The following is an 18,437-nucleotide window of genomic DNA, read 5'->3' on the forward strand; positions in this document are numbered from 1 at the left end:
CCGGCAATGTCGTACGTTATCGCAGACCAGACCCTTTGGGGTTATATGGTCAAGCGATTAAGCGCACACGGTGGATGCCTAGGCAGCCAGAGGCGATGAAAGACGTGGAAGCCTGCGATAAGGCTCGGCGAGGTGGCAAACAACCTGTGACCCGGGCATCTCTGAATGGGGAAACCCACCCAGCATAAGCTGGGTATCCCGCACTGAATACATAGGTGTCGGGAGGCGAACCAGGGGAACTGAAACATCTAAGTACCCTGAGGAAAAGAAATCAACCGAGATTCCCCCAGTAGCGGCGAGCGAACGGGGACCAGCCCTTAAGCATGTGACTGATTAGGCGAACGCGCTGGGAAGCGCGGCCATAGTGGGTGATAGCCCCGTAGTCGAAAATCTGATCATGTGAAATCGAGTAGGTCGGGGCACGTGAAACCTTGACTGAACATGGGGGGACCATCCTCCAAGGCTAAATACTCCTGGCTGACCGATAGTGAACCAGTACCGTGAGGGAAAGGCGAAAAGAACCCCGGAGAGGGGAGTGAAATAGATCCTGAAACCGTGTGCGTACAAGCAGTGGGAGCAGACTCGTTCTGTGACCGCGTACCTTTTGTATAATGGGTCAGCGACTTATTTTCAGTGGCGAGCTTAACCGTATAGGGGAGGCGTAGGGAAACCGAGTCTTAACTGGGCGACCAGTCGCTGGGAATAGACCCGAAACCGGGCGATCTATCCATGAGCAGGTTGAAGGTTGAGTAACATCAACTGGAGGACCGAACCAGGATCTGTTGAAAAAGATTTGGATGACTTGTGGATCGGAGTGAAAGGCTAATCAAGCCCGGAGATAGCTGGTTCTCCTCGAAAGCTATTTAGGTAGCGCCTCACGTATCACCGCCGGGGGTAGAGCACTGTTTCGGCTAGGGGGTCATCCCGACTTACCAACCCGAGGCAAACTCCGAATACCGGTGAGTGCAAGCGTGGGAGACACACAGCGGGTGCTAACGTCCGTTGTGAAAAGGGAAACAACCCAGACCGTCAGCTAAGGTCCCCAAATCCTGGTTAAGTGGGAAACGATGTGGGAAGGCTCAGACAGCTAGGAGGTTGGCTTAGAAGCAGCCATCCTTTAAAGAAAGCGTAATAGCTCACTAGTCGAGTCGGCCTGCGCGGAAGATGTAACGGGGCTCAAACCAGGTACCGAAGCTACGGGTTCGTCGAATGACGAGCGGTAGAGGAGCGTCGTGTAAGCCGATGAAGGTGAGTCGAGAGGCTTGCTGGAGGTATCACGAGTGCGAATGCTGACATGAGTAACGACAAGGGGAGTGAAAAACTCCCCCGCCGGAAGACCAAGGGTTTCTGTTCGACGCTAATCGGAGCAGAGTGAGTCGGCCCCTAAGGCGAGGCCGAAAGGCGTAGTCGATGGGAAACGGGTCAATATTCCCGTACCTCACTGTATTGCGATGGGGGGACGAAGAAGGCTAGGTGAGCCAGGCGTTGGTTGTCCTGGTGAAAGCCAGTAGGCTGGGATCTCAGGCAAATCCGGGATCCTAAGGCCGAGAGGCGAGACGAACTGACTACGGTCAGGAAGTCATCGATGCCACGCTTCCAGGAAAAGCCTCTAAGCTTCAGATACAGTGAGACCGTACCCCAAACCGACACAGGTGGTCAGGTAGAGAATACCAAGGCGCTTGAGAGAACTCGGGTGAAGGAACTAGGCAAAATGGTGCCGTAACTTCGGGAGAAGGCACGCCGCACTAGTGTGAAGGCCCTTGCGGCCGGAGCACGAAGCGGTCGAAGATACCAGGTGGCTGCAACTGTTTATTAAAAACACAGCACTCTGCAAACGCGTAAGCGGACGTATAGGGTGTGACGCCTGCCCGGTGCCGGAAGGTTAATTGATGGTGTTAGCGCAAGCGAAGCTCCTGATCGAAGCCCCGGTAAACGGCGGCCGTAACTATAACGGTCCTAAGGTAGCGAAATTCCTTGTCGGGTAAGTTCCGACCTGCACGAATGGCGTAATGATGGCCACGCTGTCTCCACCCGAGACTCAGTGAAATTGAAATCGCAGTGAAGATGCTGTGTACCCGCGGCTAGACGGAAAGACCCCGTGAACCTTTACTATAGCTTCACACTGGACGCTGATGTTGCTTGTGTAGGATAGCTGGGAGGCTTTGAAACCCGGACGCCAGTTCGGGTGGAGCCAACCTTGAAATACCAGCCTGGCATCATTGGCGTTCTAACTCAGGTCCGTTATCCGGATCGAGGACCGTGTGTGGTGGGTAGTTTGACTGGGGCGGTCTCCTCCCAAAGCGTAACGGAGGAGCACGAAGGTACCCTCAGCACGGTTGGAAATCGTGCATTGAGTGCAAGAGCATAAGGGTGCTTGACTGCGAGACAGACACGTCGAGCAGGTACGAAAGTAGGTTCTAGTGATCCGGTGGTTCTGTATGGAAGGGCCATCGCTCAACGGATAAAAGGTACTCCGGGGATAACAGGCTGATACCGCCCAAGAGTTCACATCGACGGCGGTGTTTGGCACCTCGATGTCGGCTCATCACATCCTGGGGCTGAAGTCGGTCCCAAGGGTATGGCTGTTCGCCATTTAAAGTGGTACGCGAGCTGGGTTTAGAACGTCGTGAGACAGTTCGGTCCCTATCTGCCGTGGGCGTTGGAAGTTTGAGAAGAGCTGCTCCTAGTACGAGAGGACCGGAGTGGACGCACCTCTGGTGTTCCGGTTGTCACGCCAGTGGCATTGCCGGGTAGCTATGTGCGGACAGGATAACCGCTGAAAGCATCTAAGCGGGAAGCCCCCTTCAAGATGAGACTTCCCTGAGGCCTCGAGCCTCCTGAAGGGCCCAGCGAGACCAGCTGGTTGATAGGTCGGATGTGGAAGCGCTGCAAGGCGTTGAGCTAACCGATACTAATGGCCCGTGAGGCTTGACCATATAACACCCAAGGGGTCTGTCGATAACAGACGACGCCGGGTACGCGAGACGTATCGCAGCATGATTCACACCCTTTTCGCCTGACGACCATAGCGTGCGTGAACCACCTGATCCCATGCCGAACTCAGCAGTGAAACCGCTCAGCGCCGATGGTAGTGTGGGGTCTCCCCATGTGAGAGTAGGTCATCGTCAGGCACTTATACCGAGAAAACCCCGGGCATTCAGATGCTCGGGGTTTTTTCATGTGCGCCATTTCCGTTCGCCGTTTTCTCAGACACCCCAGTCCTCAGTGGCTGGGGTGTCGTCGTTATGGGGCGAGGTGCATCAGGAGGCGGCGCCTGGTATGAGGTCGCTTTGAAAGTTTTCGGTGAGGCACCCCATCCGCTAGAATGAGTCCTTTCCCGTCAGAGAGCGACGCATGACCATCGGAGACCTGATTCGCTTGCTGAGCGATGGCGAGTTCCACTCCGGCGAGCAGCTGGGTGAGCGGCTTGGCGTATCGCGGGCTGCCGTCTGGAAGCAGCTGCGCAAGCTGGAGGCGCTGGGGATCGCCATGGAGGCGGTGAAAGGGCAGGGCTATCGCCTGGCCGAGCCGCTGGAGCTCCTGGACGGTGGTCGTATCGTGGCAGGCCTCTCGCGGGAGGCCCGAAGCTACCTCTCCCGGCTCTTCGTGGAGGAGACCCTGCCCTCGTCCAATGCCTTTATGCGCGAGCGCTTCGAGCAGGGCGCCGGCCATGCCGAGGTCTGCCTGGTGGAGCAGCAGACCGCCGGCCGCGGCCGGCGTGGGCGCGCCTGGAATACGCCCTGGGGGCAGAGCCTCATGCTGTCGCTGGGCTGGCGGGTCGAGTCAGGCGTTGCCTCCCTGGAGGGGCTCAGCCTCGCCGTGGGGGTGGCCCTTGCCCAGGTCCTGGAAGGCCATGGCGTCGAGCCGCGGCTCAAGTGGCCCAATGACGTGCTGCTCGAGCTGCCTGAGGGCGGGCTTGGCAAGCTGGCCGGGATCCTGGTGGAGGTCTCCGGCGACGCCGCAGGGCCCTGTGAGGTGGTCATCGGCATGGGGATCAACGTGGGCCTCCCCCCGGGGTTCCGGAAGGACCTGGATCAGCCGGCAGCGGCGGTCCACGACCAGGCCCCCGGGCTCTCCCGCAATGACCTTGCCGTGGAGCTGATCGAAGCGCTGATGCCCCTGGTGGCGCACTTCGAGGAGCAGGGATTTGCCGCCTGGCAGGAGGCCTGGAACGCACGACACGCCTTTGCCGGATACGACGTGGATATCCTGCGCGGTGAGCGCCGTGAGCCGGCAGTCGCTGAGGGGGTGGATACCACGGGCAACCTGCTGGTTCGTCGGGAGGGGTGCCTGGAGCGCCTGGCCGGCGGCGAGATAAGCCTGCGGGTTCGCCCATGATCCTGGACCTCGATATCGGCAACACCCTCACCAAGTGGCGGCTCAAGGATGCCGACAGCAGCGAGATTCGCTCCCGGGGCGCGGTCTGGACCCGGGAGGAGTGGCGCCCGGGCTCCGATATTCCCGATCTCGATATCGTGGAAGCGGTGCGCATCTCCAGCGTAGCGCGTCGGGCGGTGCTGGAGGAGACGGTGGCCCTGCTGCAGCGTCAGGTTGGCAACGTGCATGTGGCGCGCTCCACGCCCGAGGCCCTGGGGGTCGCCAACGGCTACGAGGAGCCGGAGCGGCTCGGCGTCGATCGCTGGCTCGGAGCCCTGGCCGGCTACCAGCTGGCCGGCGGCTGCTGCGCGGTGGACTGTGGGAGCGCCATTACCATCGACTTCGTGCTGCCGGGTGGGCGCCACCTGGGGGGCTATATCCTGCCGGGCCTGAGGCTGATGAAGGAGAGCCTCAAGCTCGGCACCCGCAACGTGGCGATCGATCCCGACAGCGAGGCCGAGGAACTCCTGGCGCCGGGCAGGCGCACGGTGGAGGCGGTCAACCACGGCATCTACATGGCCGCGGTCAGCGCCATCAACCGCGTCTATGCCGAAGTGTGCGATATGGAAGGGGTGGCCCTGCCGCTGCTGCTGACCGGCGGCGATGCCCGGGTCGTCTCTCGGGGGCTCCAGGTGCCCCATGCCGTCTGGCCGGACATGGTCTATGGCGGCCTGGAGGCCTGTTTCCCGCTGACCGCCGCCGAGCGCGCCGGTCGGATGTCGGGGGCTCCGCGGGTGCCACCCCCGGTTTCGCTGGAAAAGATTCGGGCAGGGCTTGCATTCTCCATGCTGCTTTGACACAATGCGCCGCGTTCCAAGGGGAAGCGAAGGGCGCTGTCCAAGTTTCCTTGTCGAGAAAGCTGAGAAAACAGCATCTTGACACCGAGGAGTGAGGTGGTAAGATGTGCCACCAGCTGGAGGGGTTCCCGAGTGGCCAAAGGGAGCAGACTGTAAATCTGCCGCGAAAGCTTCGAAGGTTCGAATCCTTCCCCCTCCACCAGATTTCGCCGGGCCCCGCTGGGGTCGGGTAGCAAGAGTGGGTAGGCGGGCATAGTTCAATGGTAGAACCTCAGCCTTCCAAGCTGATGGTGCGGGTTCGATTCCCGCTGCCCGCTCCAGCATCTCGCGATGCAAAGGTTTTGCTCATGTAGCTCAGGGGTAGAGCACACCCTTGGTAAGGGTGAGGTCGACGGTTCAAATCCGTCCATGAGCTCCACATTGAAAAGGCGAGCCAAGGCTCGCCTTTTCTCTTTCCGGCAGCGATTGTGCGGAAAGGGGTTGCCAGGCGGAGCTCGATTCGCTAACATGGCGCCCGCTGTTATGAAGCCGCCTGCAAAGGGTGGTCGCAAGGCAGATACAGGCCAGTAGCTCAATTGGCAGAGCAGCGGTCTCCAAAACCGCAGGTTGGGGGTTCGATTCCCTCCTGGCCTGCCAGTCTTCCCCAGGCTGGCGAGTCCCCAGATATTTTCACGTTTCGATTGCCGCGCCCTGAGGAGTCTCGTTCCATGAAACATAACGCCGAGGTGCAGGAGTCGCGCCACGACGGGCTCAAGTGGGCGGTTGTCGTCACTCTGCTGGTTCTGGCCGTCGTCGGCAATACCTGGTTCGCCGATCAGGCCCTGCTCTACCGTGTGCTGGGCGTCGTTGTGCTGTGCGCGCTGGCCGGCGTGGTGGCCCTGACCACCGCCAAGGGCCGCGAGCTGGCCGAGCTGGCCCGCGCCGCCAAGAAGGAAATTCAGCGCGTGGTCTGGCCGACCCGCCCCGAGACCGTACAGACCACCGGCATCGTGCTGGTGGCCGTGCTGGTCGTGGGTCTGATGCTGTGGCTGATCGACACTCTTCTTGGCTGGGCGATGTCCGGCGTCATTGGTTAGGAGCCCTCATGTCCAAGCGTTGGTACGTCGTGCACGCCTACTCCGGCTTCGAAAAGCATGTCATGCGCTCCCTCAAGGAGCGCGTGAAGATGTATGGCATGGAGGATCGCTTCGGCGAGATCCTGGTGCCGACCGAAGAAGTCGTCGAGATGCGTGACGGCAAGCGCCGCAAGAGTGAGCGCAAGTTCTATCCCGGCTATGTGCTGGTCGAGATGGAGATGGATGACGAGACCTGGCACCTGGTCAACGAGACACCCCGCGTCATGGGGTTCATCGGTGGTACCAAGGAGAAGCCGGCCGCGATCACCCAGAAGGAAGCGGACGCTATCCTGCGCCGCGTCCAGGACGGCACCGACAAGCCCCGCCCCAAGACGCTGTTCGAGCCGGGCCAGTCCGTTCGCGTCATCGATGGCCCCTTCGCCGACTTCAACGGCGTGGTGGAAGAGGTCAACTACGACAAGAGTCGCCTCCAAGTCAGCGTGCTGATCTTCGGTCGTGCCACTCCTGTCGAGCTGGAATTCGCACAGGTCGAGAAGGAGTAACCCTTCTCGTCCTGTCATCTGCAAGGCGGTCGCTGAGGCGGCCGCATCACCGGGGAGCCGCAAGGCGCTATTACCCAACTGGAGTCCAATATGGCCAAGAAAGTACAGGCTTACATCAAGCTGCAGGTCGCAGCTGGCAAAGCCAACCCGAGTCCCCCCGTCGGCCCCGCCCTGGGTCAGCACGGCGTGAACATCATGGAGTTCTGTAAGGCGTTCAACGCCGCGACCCAGGAGATCGAGCCGGGTCTGCCCACTCCCGTGGTGATCACCGTCTATTCCGACCGCAGCTTCACCTTCGTCACCAAGACCCCGCCCGCCGCGGTCCTGCTGAAGAAGGCTGCTGGCATCAAGTCCGGCTCCGGTGAGCCGAACAAGAAGAAGGTCGGCACCGTGACCCGCGAGCAGCTCGAAGAGATCGCCAAGACCAAGGAGCCGGATCTGACGGCTGCCGATCTCGACGCCGCTGTGCGTACCATTGCCGGTAGCGCCCGCAGCATGGGCCTGAACGTGGAGGGTCTCTGATCATGGCCAAGCTGACCAAGCGTGCAAAACTGATTCGTGAGAAGGTCGATCCGGCCAAGGCCTACTCCCTGGAAGAGGCCGTGGCGCTGCTCGCCGAGCTCTCCACCGTCAAGTTCAAGGAGTCGCTGGACGTCGCCATCAACCTGGGCGTCGATCCGCGTAAATCCGACCAGGTGGTTCGCGGCGCGACCGTGATGCCCAACGGTACCGGCAAGGACGTGCGCGTTGCCGTCTTTACCCAGGGTGCCAATGCCGATGCGGCCAAGGAAGCCGGTGCCGACATCGTCGGCATGGAAGACCTGGCCGAGCAGGTCAAGAAGGGCCAGCTCGACTTCGACGTGGTCATCGCCTCGCCGGACGCCATGCGCGTCGTCGGCCAGCTGGGCCAGATTCTCGGCCCGCGCGGCCTGATGCCGAACCCCAAGGTCGGCACCGTGACCCCGGACGTGGCCACGGCGGTCAAGAACGCCAAGGCCGGTCAGGTGCGCTTCCGTACCGACAAGAACGGCATCATCCACACCACCCTTGGCAAGGTCGACTTCGATGCTGCCGCCATCCAGGGCAACCTGGAGGCGCTGATCGCCGACCTGAAGCGCCTGAAGCCGAGCGCCTCCAAGGGCATCTACTTCAAGAAGGTCACCCTGTCCACTACCATGGGCCCGGGTCTGACCCTCGACCACTCTGCCCTGGTCTGATCGGGCAGCGGTCGAACGATTGCAAGAACTTTGCGGTCCCCGTGTCGAGTCATGACTCGCCGGCGGGGCACCGTCAAAGACCGCAGGTGCCGCCCCTCCTCGTGAAGGGCGGCTTAATCATCCCTCCGGGATGGCCTGCGCAGATGGTGTGGCCGCCAGGCTTCTGGTGAGCACCATCACCCAGGACCTCCGCCCTGTCCCCGGGCAGCCGCGGAGGAGATGGTAACCACCGGAATCCTCATTGCGAGGTTCCGGCACGAAGGAGTGATCACTGTGCCACTAGCACTCGAAGGCAAGAAGGCGATTGTTGCCGAGGTCAGTGAAGCGGCCAAGGATGCGCTCTCCGTCGTAGTTGCCGATTCTCGTGGCGTCACGGTCAGCAAGATGACCGACCTGCGCAAGCAGGCCCGCGAGAATGGCGTCCAGCTGCGTGTTGTTCGCAACACCCTGGCACGCCGCGCCCTCGAAGGCACTCAGTGGGAGTGTCTGAACGAGAGCTTCGTGGGTCCGACCCTGCTGGCCTTCTCCACCGAGCACCCGGGCGCTGCCGCCCGTCTGTTCAAGGAGTTCGCCAAGACAGAGAAGGACTTCGAAGTCAAGGCGCTGGCCTACGAAGGCGAGCTGATCCCGGCTGCCGATATCGACCGCCTGGCGACCCTGCCGACCTACGACGAGGCCATCGCCAAGCTGATGTCCGTCATGAAGGAAGCGTCTGCCGGCAAGCTGGTCCGTACCCTGGCCGCCCTGCGCGACCAGAAGCAGGAAGAAGAAGCCGCCTGATCGGCGAACTCCTGCTGGCCGCCTGAATCGAACATTGAATCCCGAGTCGACGGGCTACCGCGACTCCCGCAAAGTTAGGAATTGTGACAATGGCACTGACCAAAGAAGACATCATCAACGCCGTCGCCGACATGTCCGTCATGGAAGTGGTCGAGCTGATCGAAGCGATGGAAGAGAAGTTCGGCGTTTCTGCCGCCGCCGCCGTGATGGCCGGCCCGGCTGCCGGCGGTGAAGCCGCTGCCGAAGAGCAGACCGAGTTCGACCTGGTGCTGACCAGCGCCGGCGACAAGAAGGTCAACGTCATCAAGGTGGTCCGCGAGATCACTGGCCTGGGCCTGAAGGAAGCCAAGGGTGCCGTCGACGGCGCGCCGGCGACCATCAAGGAAGCCATGTCCAAGGAAGACGCAGAAGCGGCCAAGGCCAAGCTGGAAGAAGCCGGCGCAGGCGTGGAACTCAAGTAAGACTTGGGCTCCATGGCTTCACGCGCTGCGTAAGCTTCCACGGCTGGTGGCGGGACACCCGCTGCCGGCCTTTTTCTGTTGTCACTGGCCTCTGCGCAGAGCCGCAGAAACGCCAGCCGAATTCCGAAGGCGAGCGACCCCACGGCGCTTGCCTTCATCGCCTGACGGAGCCGCTCCCGTCGGGTGGCGCCGACCACGCATCGGTCACCCATGGTGAACAAGCTGGGGAATACAGATGGCTTACTCATACACTGAGAAAAAACGCATCCGCAAGGATTTCGGCAAACTGCCCCAAGTGATGGATGTGCCCTACCTGCTGGCGATCCAGCTTGATTCCTACTACGACTTCCTCCAGCAGGACCGTTCGCCCGAAGAGCGGATGGAGGTCGGCCTGCACGCCGCCTTCAAGTCCGTCTTCCCGATCGAGAGCTTCTCCGGCAACGCCGCCCTGGAGTACGTCAGCTACCGTTTCGGCACCCCGGCCTTCGACGTCAAGGAGTGCCAGCTGCGCGGTGTGACCTACTCGGCGCCGCTGCGTGTGAAGGTGCGCCTGATCATCTACGACAAGGAGTCGTCCAACAAGGCGATCAAGGACATCAAGGAGCAGGAAGTCTACATGGGGGAGATCCCCCTGATGACCGAGAACGGCACCTTCGTTGTCAATGGCACCGAGCGCGTCATCGTCTCCCAGCTGCACCGCTCCCCCGGCGTCTTCTTCGACCACGACAAGGGCAAGAGCCACTCCTCCGGCAAGCTGCTCTATTCGGCCCGCGTGATTCCCTACCGCGGCTCCTGGCTCGACTTCGAGTTCGACCCGAAGGACAGCGTCTTCGTGCGTATCGACCGTCGTCGCAAGCTGCCGGCGAGCGTGCTGCTGCGCGCGCTGGGCATGAGCGCCGAGGAGATCCTGGGTGAGTTCTTCGAGACCAGCGTCTTCCACGTCGAGAAGTCAGGCTTCTCCGTGGAGCTGGTGCCGTCGCGCCTGCGCGGTGAAACCGCCACCTTCGACATCAAGGACGCCGATGGCGCCGTGATCGTCGAGGAGGGGCGCCGCGTTACCCAGAAGCATATCCGTCAGCTGGAGAAGGCCGGCCTCGAGCGCCTCGAGGTGCCGATGGAGTACCTCTTCGGCAAGACCCTGGCCCATGACCAGGTCGACCCCAATACCGGCGAGCTGATCTGCCCCTGCAACACCGAGATCACCCCGGAGCTGCTCGAGAAGCTGGGCCAGGCGGGCGTGACCCGTCTCGAGACCCTCTATACCAACGATCTCGACTGCGGCCCCTTCATCTCCGACACCCTCAAGCTGGACACCACCGGTTCCCAGCTCGAGGCGCTGGTCGAGATCTACCGCATGATGCGCCCCGGCGAGCCGCCCACCAAGGAGGCTGCCGAGACGCTGTTCCACAACCTGTTCTTCACCGCGGACCGCTACGACCTCTCCGGCGTTGGTCGCATGAAGTTCAACCGCCGCCTGCGTCGCGACAGCGACACCGGCTCCGGCGTGCTCGACAAGGGCGACATCCTTGACGTGCTCAAGGAGCTGATCCACATCCGTAACGGCTTCGGCGAGGTGGACGACATCGACCACCTGGGCAACCGCCGCATCCGCTGCGTCGGCGAGATGGCCGAGAACCAGTTCCGCGTGGGCCTGGTGCGCGTCGAGCGCGCGGTCAAGGAGCGTCTCTCCATGGCCGAGAGCGAGGGCCTGATGCCCCAGGACCTGATCAACGCCAAGCCCGTCGCCGCGGCGGTCAAGGAGTTCTTCGGTTCCAGCCAGCTCTCCCAGTTCATGGACCAGAACAACCCGCTCTCCGAGGTCACCCACAAGCGTCGCGTCTCCGCGCTTGGCCCGGGCGGCCTGACCCGCGAGCGGGCCGGCTTCGAGGTGCGCGACGTTCACGCCACCCACTACGGCCGCCTCTGCCCGATCGAGACCCCGGAAGGTCCCAACATCGGCCTGATCAACTCCCTGGCCACCTACAGCCACACCAACAGCTACGGCTTCCTGGAGACGCCGTACCGCAAGGTGGTAGACAGCCAGGTGACCGACGAGGTGGTGCACCTCTCCGCCATCGAGGAGGGTGACTTCGTCATCGCCCAGGCCTCCGCCACCGTGGACGAGGCCGGCAAGCTGGCGGACGACCTGGTGCAGGTGCGTCACAAGGGCGAGACCACCTTCATGCGTCCCGAGCAGGTGACGCTGATGGACGTCTCCCCGCGTCAGGTGGTCTCCGTGGCCGCGGCGCTGATTCCCTTCCTCGAGCACGATGACGCCAACCGCGCCCTGATGGGGGCCAACATGCAGCGCCAGGCGGTGCCCACCCTGCGCGCTGACAAGCCGCTGGTCGGCACCGGCATGGAGCGCTTCGTGGCCCGCGACTCCGGCGTCTGCGCCGTGGCGCGCCGCGGCGGCGTCATCGACTCCGTGGATGCCAAGCGCATCGTGGTGCGGGTCAGCGAGGACGAGATCATCGGCGGCGAGGCCGGCGTCGATATCTACAACCTCACCAAGTACGTGCGCTCGAACCAGAACACCTGCCAGAACCAGCGTCCCATCGTGCGCCCCGGTGACCAGGTGGCGCGCGGCGACATCCTCGCCGATGGCCCCTCCGTGGACATGGGCGACCTGGCCCTGGGCCAGAATATGCGCATCGCCTTCATGCCCTGGAACGGCTACAACTTCGAGGACTCCATCCTGCTCTCCGAGCGGGTGGTCCAGGAGGATCGTTTCACCACCATCCACATCCAGGAGCTGACCTGCGTCTCCCGCGACACCAAGCTGGGGCCGGAGGAGATCACCTCCGATATCCCCAACGTGGGCGAGTCGGCGCTCTCCAAGCTGGATGAGGCGGGTGTGGTCTACATCGGCGCCGAAGTGGGGCCGGGTGACATCCTGGTCGGCAAGGTCACGCCCAAGGGCGAGACCCAGCTGACCCCGGAAGAGAAGCTGCTGCGCGCCATCTTCGGCGAGAAGGCCAGCGACGTTAAGGACACCTCCCTGCGTGCCCCCACCGGCATGCGCGGTACCGTCATCGACGTCCAGGTCTTCACCCGCGACGGCGTGGAGAAGGACTCCCGTGCGCTGGCCATCGAGCAGATGCAGCTCGACGAGGTGCGCAAGGATCTCCAGGAGACCTACCGTATCGCCGAGGATGCCACCTTCGAGCGTCTCAAGCGCACCCTGAACGGCGAGGTCGTCAACGGCGGTCCCAAGCTGAAGAAGGGCGACGTGCTCACCGAGAGCTATCTCGAGGAGCTGCCGCGCCAGCAGTGGTTCAAGCTGCGCCTGCAGGATGAGGCCCTCAACGAGCTGCTGGCCCAGGCCGACGAGCAGCTGGAGAATCGCCGCCGCGAGATGGACGAGCGCTTCGAGGACAAGAAGCGCAAGCTGACCCAGGGCGACGATCTGGCGCCGGGCGTGCTCAAGATCGTCAAGGTCTACATGGCGGTGAAGCGTCGCCTGCAGCCCGGCGACAAGATGGCCGGCCGTCACGGTAACAAGGGTGTCATCTCGGCGATCATGCCCATCGAAGACATGCCCTTCGACGACAACGGCGAGCCGGTGGACGTGGTCCTCAACCCGCTGGGCGTACCGTCGCGGATGAACGTCGGGCAGATCCTCGAGACCCACCTGGGCCTCGCCGCCTGGGGCCTGGGCCGCAAGATCGACGCCATGCTGCGCGATGCCCGCGAGCAGCAGGTGGCTCAGCTGCGCGACTTCCTGGGTCAGGTCTACAACTCCACCCCGGGTACCCGGGTCGAGGAGCTCGAGAGCCTCAGCGACGAGGAGGTGATCGCCCTGGCGAAGAACCTCAAGGCGGGCGTGCCGATGTCCACGCCGGTGTTCGACGGCGCCGAGGAGGGCGAGATCAAGCATCTGCTGCGACTCGCCGACCTGCCGGATTCGGGCCAGATGACCCTCTACGACGGCCGTACCGGCGACGCCTTCGACCGTCCGGTGACCGTCGGCTACATGTACATGCTCAAGCTCAACCACCTGGTGGACGACAAGATGCACGCCCGTTCCACCGGCTCCTACTCCCTGGTCACCCAGCAGCCGCTGGGCGGCAAGGCGCAGTTCGGTGGTCAGCGCTTCGGTGAGATGGAGGTGTGGGCCCTGGAAGCCTATGGCGCCGCCTACACCCTCCAGGAGATGCTCACCGTCAAGTCCGATGACGTGGAGGGTCGCACCAAGATGTACAAGAACATCGTGGATGGCGATCACACCATGCAGGCGGGCATGCCGGAATCCTTCAACGTGCTGGTGAAGGAAATCCGCTCGCTGGGCATCGACATCGAGCTCGAGAGCTGAGGCGGCCGACGCTTCACAGAATGACGGTCCGCGGGGGCGCAAGTCGCCCCCGCCCATGACAACTCCGCAGCGGAGCCGACCCCATGAAAGATTTGGTGAAAGTCCTCAAATCGCAGTCTCAGTCCGAAGAGTTCGACGCGATCAAGATTACCCTGGCGTCCCCGGACATGATCCGCTCCTGGTCCTACGGCGAGGTGAAGAAGCCGGAGACCATCAACTACCGGACCTTCAAGCCGGAGCGTGACGGCCTGTTCTGCGCCAAGATCTTTGGCCCGGTGAAGGACTACGAGTGCCTGTGCGGCAAGTACAAGCGGATGAAGCATCGCGGCATCATCTGCGAAAAGTGCGGCGTGGAGGTCACCAAGGCCGCCGTGCGCCGCGAGCGCATGGGCCATATCGAGCTGGCAAGCCCCGTCGCCCATATCTGGTTCCTCAAGTCGCTGCCGTCCCGCATCGGCATGTTCCTGGACATGACCCTGCGCGACATCGAGCGCGTGCTCTACTTCGAGAGCTTCGTGGTCATCGATCCGGGCATGACCACCCTCGAGCGCGGCCAGCTGCTCAACGATGAGCAGTACTTCGAGGCCCTCGAGGAGTTCGGTGACGATTTCGACGCCCGCATGGGTGCCGAGGCGGTCCAGGCGCTGCTCAAGGACATCGACCTCGGCGAGGAGATCGATCGCCTGCGCGAGGAGATCCCCCAGACCAACTCCGAGACCAAGATCAAGAAGCTCTCCAAGCGGCTCAAGCTGCTCGAGGCCTTCTACAACTCCGGCAACGACCCGGCGTGGATGGTCATGGAGGTGCTGCCGGTGCTGCCGCCGGACCTGCGTCCGCTGGTCCCCCTGGATGGCGGCCGCTTCGCGACCTCCGACCTCAACGACCTCTACCGTCGTGTGATCAACCGCAACAACCGCCTCAAGCGGCTGCTCGACCTCAATGCGCCTGACATCATCGTGCGTAACGAGAAGCGCATGCTGCAGGAAGCGGTGGACGCCCTGCTGGATAACGGCCGTCGCGGCCGCGCCATCACCGGCTCCAACAAGCGCCCGCTGAAGTCCCTGGCCGACATGATCAAGGGCAAGCAGGGCCGCTTCCGTCAGAACCTGCTGGGCAAGCGCGTCGACTACTCCGGCCGCTCGGTCATCACCGTGGGCCCGACCCTGCGCCTGCATCAGTGCGGCCTGCCCAAGAAGATGGCCCTGGAGCTGTTCAAGCCGTTCATCTACTCCAAGCTGCAGTCGCTGGGCCATGCGTCCACGATCAAGGCCGCCAAGAAGATGGTCGAGCGCGAGCTGCCCGAGGTGTGGGACATCCTCGCCGACGTCATCCGCGAGCACCCGGTGCTGCTCAACCGCGCCCCGACCCTGCACCGCCTCGGCATCCAGGCCTTCGAGCCGCTGCTGATCGAGGGCAAGGCGATCCAGCTGCACCCGCTGGTGTGTGCCGCCTACAACGCCGACTTCGACGGTGACCAGATGGCGGTCCACGTGCCGCTGACCCTGGAAGCCCAGCTCGAGGCCCGGGCGCTGATGATGGCCACCAACAACGTGCTGTCGCCGGCTAACGGCGAGCCGATCATCGTGCCCTCCCAGGACGTGGTGCTGGGTCTTTATTACATGACCCGCGAGAAGATCAACGCCAAGGGCGAGGGCATGGTGTTCGCCAACCTCGACGAGGTGGAGCGCGCCTTCGGCACCCAGAACGTGGCGCTGCACGCCCGGGTCAAGGTGCGCCTGGACGAGGTGGATGTCGATGAGGAGAGCGGCGAGCGCAGCCATCACCGCCGCCTCTATGACACCACCGTGGGCCGTGCGCTGCTGTTCCGCATCCTGCCCGAGGGCGTGCCCTTCGCGTTGATCGACCAGCCGATGAAGAAGAAGGCGATCTCCGGCCTGCTCAACGAGGTCTATCGTCGCGCCGGCCTCAAGCCGACCGTCATCTTCGCCGACCAGCTGATGTACACCGGCTTCCGCCTGGCCACCTGGTCCGGCGCCTCCATCGGCGTCAACGACTTCGTCATCCCGGACGCCAAGGCCGAGATCATCGAGGCCGCCGAGGAGGAGGTGAAGGAGATCGAGGACCAGTTCTCCTCGGGCCTCGTCACCGCCGGCGAGAAGTACAACAAGGTGATCGACATCTGGTCCAAGGCCAACGACAAGGTGGCCAAGGCGATGATGGTCGGCATCTCCAAGGAGACCGTGGTCGACCGCGAGGGCAACGAGGTCGAGCAGGACTCCTTCAACAGCGTCTTCATCATGGCCGACTCCGGCGCCCGGGGTAGTGCCGCCCAGATCCGTCAGCTGGCGGGCATGCGCGGCCTGATGGCCAAGCCGGACGGCTCCATCATCGAGACGCCGATCATCGCCAACTTCCGTGAGGGCCTGAACGTACTCCAGTACTTCATCTCCACCCACGGCGCGCGTAAGGGTCTGGCGGATACGGCACTCAAGACGGCCAACTCCGGTTACCTGACCCGTCGCCTGGTGGACGTGGCCCAGGACATGGTGATCACCGAGACCGACTGCGGCACCGAGGAGGGTCTGACCCTGCACCCGGTCATCGAGGGCGGCGACATCATCGTCTCCCTGGCCCAGCGAGTGCTCGGCCGCGTGGTGGCTCAGGACGTCATCGACCCGGCAACCGAAGAGGTGCTGATCCCGCGCAACACCCTGCTCGACGAGAAGTGGTGTGCCGAGCTCGACACCATGGGCGTCGACGAGATCGTGGTGCGCAGCGCCATCAGCTGTCAGACCGCCCACGGCGTCTGCTCCGCCTGCTACGGTCGCGACCTGGCCCGCGGGCATCAGGTCAACATCGGTGAGGCGGTGGGCGTCATCGCGGCCCAGTCCATCGGCGAGCCGGGCACCCAGCTGACCATGCGGACCTTCCACATCGGCGGCGCGGCCTCCCGGGCCTCCGCAGTGGACAGCGTCCAGGTCAAGCACGGCGGTCGCGTGCGTCTGCACAACATCAAGTTCGTGGAGCGTGGCGACGGCAAGCTGGTGGTGGTCTCTCGCTCCAGCGCCCTGGCCGTTGCCGACGACCACGGCCGCGAGCGCGAGTACTACAAGCTGCCCTACGGGGCCGAGCTCTCCGTCAAGGAGGGGGATGCCGTGGAGGCCGGTCAGGCGGTGGCCAAGTGGGACCCCCACACCCACCCCATCGTGGCCGAGGCCGAGGGTACCGTGCAGTATGCGGAGATGGAGGAGGGTCTCACCATCCACCGTACCGTGGACGAGATGACCGGCCTCTCCTCCATCGAAGTGATCGAGGCGGCGGCACGGCCCATGGCCGGCCGCGACAAGCGCCCGATGATCCTGCTCAACGACGAGGCCGGCAAGCCGGTTACCGTGACCGGTTCCGATACTCCGGTGCAGTACCTGCTGCCCGGCAAGGCGATCGTCACCGCGGACAACGGCTCGCGGATCGGCGTCGGCGAGATCGTGGCGCGCATCCCGGTGGAGGCGTCCGGCAACAAGGACATCACCGGGGGTCTGCCCCGCGTGGCCGACCTCTTCGAGGCGCGCAAGCCGAAGGAGCCGGCCATCCTCGCCGAGATCAGCGGCGTGATCAGCTTCGGCAAGGAGACCAAGGGCAAGCGTCGCCTGACCATCACCCCCGAGGGCGGCGGCGACCCCTACGAGGCGCTGATCCCGAAGTGGCGCCAGATCGCGGTCTTCGAGGGCGAGAGCGTCGAGAAGGGCGAGGTGATCTCCGACGGCCCCAGCAACCCCCACGATATCCTGCGGCTGCTGGGCGTGGCGGAGCTGGCCAAGTACATCACCGCCGAGATCCAGGAGGTCTATCGCCTCCAGGGCGTGGGCATCAACGACAAGCACATCGAAGTGATCGTGCGTCAGATGCTGCGCAAGGTGGAGATCACCGACGCGGGTGATTCCGACTTCATCCCCGGCGACCAGGTCGAACTGGTGCGGGTGCTGGAGCAGAATGCTCGCCTCGAGAAGGCAGAGAAATTCCCGGCCAAGTACCAGCGGGTACTGCTGGGTATCACCAAGGCCAGCCTGGCCACCGAGTCGTTCATCTCCGCTGCCTCCTTCCAGGAGACCACGCGGGTGCTGACCGAGGCGGCGGTCACCGGCAAGCGCGACTACCTGCGCGGCCTGAAGGAGAACGTGGTGGTGGGTCGTCTGATCCCGGCCGGTACCGGCCTGACCCACCACGCGGAGCGTCGCCGTCGGCGCGAGGACACCGACCGCCTGCTGGCCCCGTCGGCCTACGACGTGGAGCAGGAGCTCGGCGCCCAGCTTACCGCGCTGGATTCCGGCGACGAGGAGCTCTGACCCGAGCGCTTAGGCGCGGCGGCTTTCCCCCTGGGGGAGGGCCGCCGCTCTTGACGGCAGCCGGTGTCAGCCATTAGAATGCGCAGCCTTTAACAGTGGGGCGGGTACGCCCGCACCCCTGGAAAAGGCCAAGGCAACCCATTGGAGTCAGCTACTACCCATGGCAACGATTAATCAGCTCGTGCGCAAGCCGCGCAAGCGCCCCGTCAGCAAGAGCGACGTGCCGGCGCTGCAGGCCTGTCCGCAGAAGCGCGGCGTCTGCACCCGCGTCTACACCACCACCCCGAAGAAGCCGAACTCGGCCCTGCGTAAGGTCTGCCGTGTGCGCCTGACCAACGGTTTCGAGGTCTCGTCCTACATCGGTGGTGAAGGCCACAACCTGCAGGAGCACTCCGTGGTCCTGATCCGCGGCGGCCGCGTCAAGGACCTTCCCGGTGTTCGCTACCACACCGTGCGTGGCGCCCTGGACACCTCCGGCGTGCAGAACCGTAAGCAGGGCCGTTCCAAGTACGGCGCCAAGCGTCCCAAGGCCTGATAGGTCTCGGCACACGCATTCATCCAGAATTGA

The 18,437-nt window shown here is 63.5% G+C and carries 11 protein-coding genes, 4 tRNA genes and 2 rRNA genes; all 17 read left to right on the forward strand.

The window, feature by feature from the left end; genetic code table 11:
• The first annotated feature begins 47 nt into the window (after positions 1 to 47).
• Positions 48 to 2,936: ribosomal RNA gene (locus ACRYRV_RS09575) — 23S ribosomal RNA — on the forward strand.
• Between the two features lie 79 nt (positions 2,937 to 3,015).
• A 5S ribosomal RNA gene (gene rrf / locus ACRYRV_RS09580) occupies positions 3,016 to 3,131 on the forward strand.
• A gap of 223 nt (positions 3,132 to 3,354) precedes the next feature.
• Positions 3,355 to 4,338, forward strand: coding sequence for a biotin--[acetyl-CoA-carboxylase] ligase (locus tag ACRYRV_RS09585; RefSeq protein ID WP_444985291.1), 984 nt, complete (start codon positions 3,355 to 3,357; stop codon positions 4,336 to 4,338).
• Positions 4,335 to 5,174, forward strand: a complete 840-nt coding sequence (locus ACRYRV_RS09590; protein WP_253446410.1) for a type III pantothenate kinase — start codon at positions 4,335 to 4,337, stop codon at positions 5,172 to 5,174. The genes ACRYRV_RS09585 and ACRYRV_RS09590 overlap by 4 nt, the downstream gene beginning before the upstream one ends.
• 118 nt (positions 5,175 to 5,292) lie before the next feature.
• Positions 5,293 to 5,376 (forward strand) — tRNA-Tyr (locus ACRYRV_RS09595).
• Between the two features lie 44 nt (positions 5,377 to 5,420).
• Positions 5,421 to 5,494, forward strand: a tRNA-Gly gene (locus ACRYRV_RS09600).
• 23 nt (positions 5,495 to 5,517) lie between these two features.
• Positions 5,518 to 5,592, forward strand: a tRNA-Thr gene (locus tag ACRYRV_RS09605).
• A gap of 142 nt (positions 5,593 to 5,734) precedes the next feature.
• Positions 5,735 to 5,810 (forward strand) — tRNA-Trp (locus tag ACRYRV_RS09610).
• 71 nt (positions 5,811 to 5,881) lie between these two features.
• A complete protein-coding gene (gene secE / locus ACRYRV_RS09615) occupies positions 5,882 to 6,250 on the forward strand; it encodes a preprotein translocase subunit SecE (protein WP_253446407.1) in 369 nt (122 codons plus the stop codon).
• A gap of 8 nt (positions 6,251 to 6,258) precedes the next feature.
• A complete protein-coding gene (gene nusG / locus ACRYRV_RS09620; protein WP_253446404.1) occupies positions 6,259 to 6,792 on the forward strand; it encodes a transcription termination/antitermination protein NusG in 534 nt (177 codons plus the stop codon).
• A gap of 90 nt (positions 6,793 to 6,882) precedes the next feature.
• Positions 6,883 to 7,314, forward strand: coding sequence for a 50S ribosomal protein L11 (gene rplK / locus ACRYRV_RS09625; RefSeq protein WP_016419070.1), 432 nt, complete (start codon positions 6,883 to 6,885; stop codon positions 7,312 to 7,314).
• A gap of 2 nt (positions 7,315 to 7,316) precedes the next feature.
• Positions 7,317 to 8,009, forward strand: a complete 693-nt coding sequence (gene rplA, locus ACRYRV_RS09630; protein WP_444985289.1) for a 50S ribosomal protein L1 — start codon at positions 7,317 to 7,319, stop codon at positions 8,007 to 8,009.
• 273 nt (positions 8,010 to 8,282) lie between these two features.
• Positions 8,283 to 8,789, forward strand: coding sequence for a 50S ribosomal protein L10 (gene rplJ / locus ACRYRV_RS09635; protein WP_253446398.1), 507 nt, complete (start codon positions 8,283 to 8,285; stop codon positions 8,787 to 8,789).
• Positions 8,790 to 8,878: 89 nt separating this feature from the next.
• Positions 8,879 to 9,250, forward strand: a complete 372-nt coding sequence (rplL, locus tag ACRYRV_RS09640; protein WP_299315816.1) for a 50S ribosomal protein L7/L12 — start codon at positions 8,879 to 8,881, stop codon at positions 9,248 to 9,250.
• A gap of 235 nt (positions 9,251 to 9,485) precedes the next feature.
• Positions 9,486 to 13,565, forward strand: coding sequence for a DNA-directed RNA polymerase subunit beta (gene rpoB / locus ACRYRV_RS09645; protein WP_253446392.1), 4,080 nt, complete (start codon positions 9,486 to 9,488; stop codon positions 13,563 to 13,565).
• A gap of 83 nt (positions 13,566 to 13,648) precedes the next feature.
• The gene (gene rpoC, locus ACRYRV_RS09650; protein WP_309637565.1) at positions 13,649 to 17,869 is read left to right on the forward strand and encodes a DNA-directed RNA polymerase subunit beta'; all 4,221 of its coding nucleotides are present in this window, start codon (positions 13,649 to 13,651) and stop codon (positions 17,867 to 17,869) included.
• 160 nt (positions 17,870 to 18,029) lie between these two features.
• Positions 18,030 to 18,404 (forward strand): 30S ribosomal protein S12, encoded by a 375-nt coding sequence (gene rpsL / locus ACRYRV_RS09655; protein WP_110070664.1) that lies wholly within the window; start codon positions 18,030 to 18,032, stop codon positions 18,402 to 18,404.
• Positions 18,405 to 18,437 lie beyond the last annotated feature (33 nt).

Source organism: Halomonas mongoliensis, from assembly GCF_052496345.1.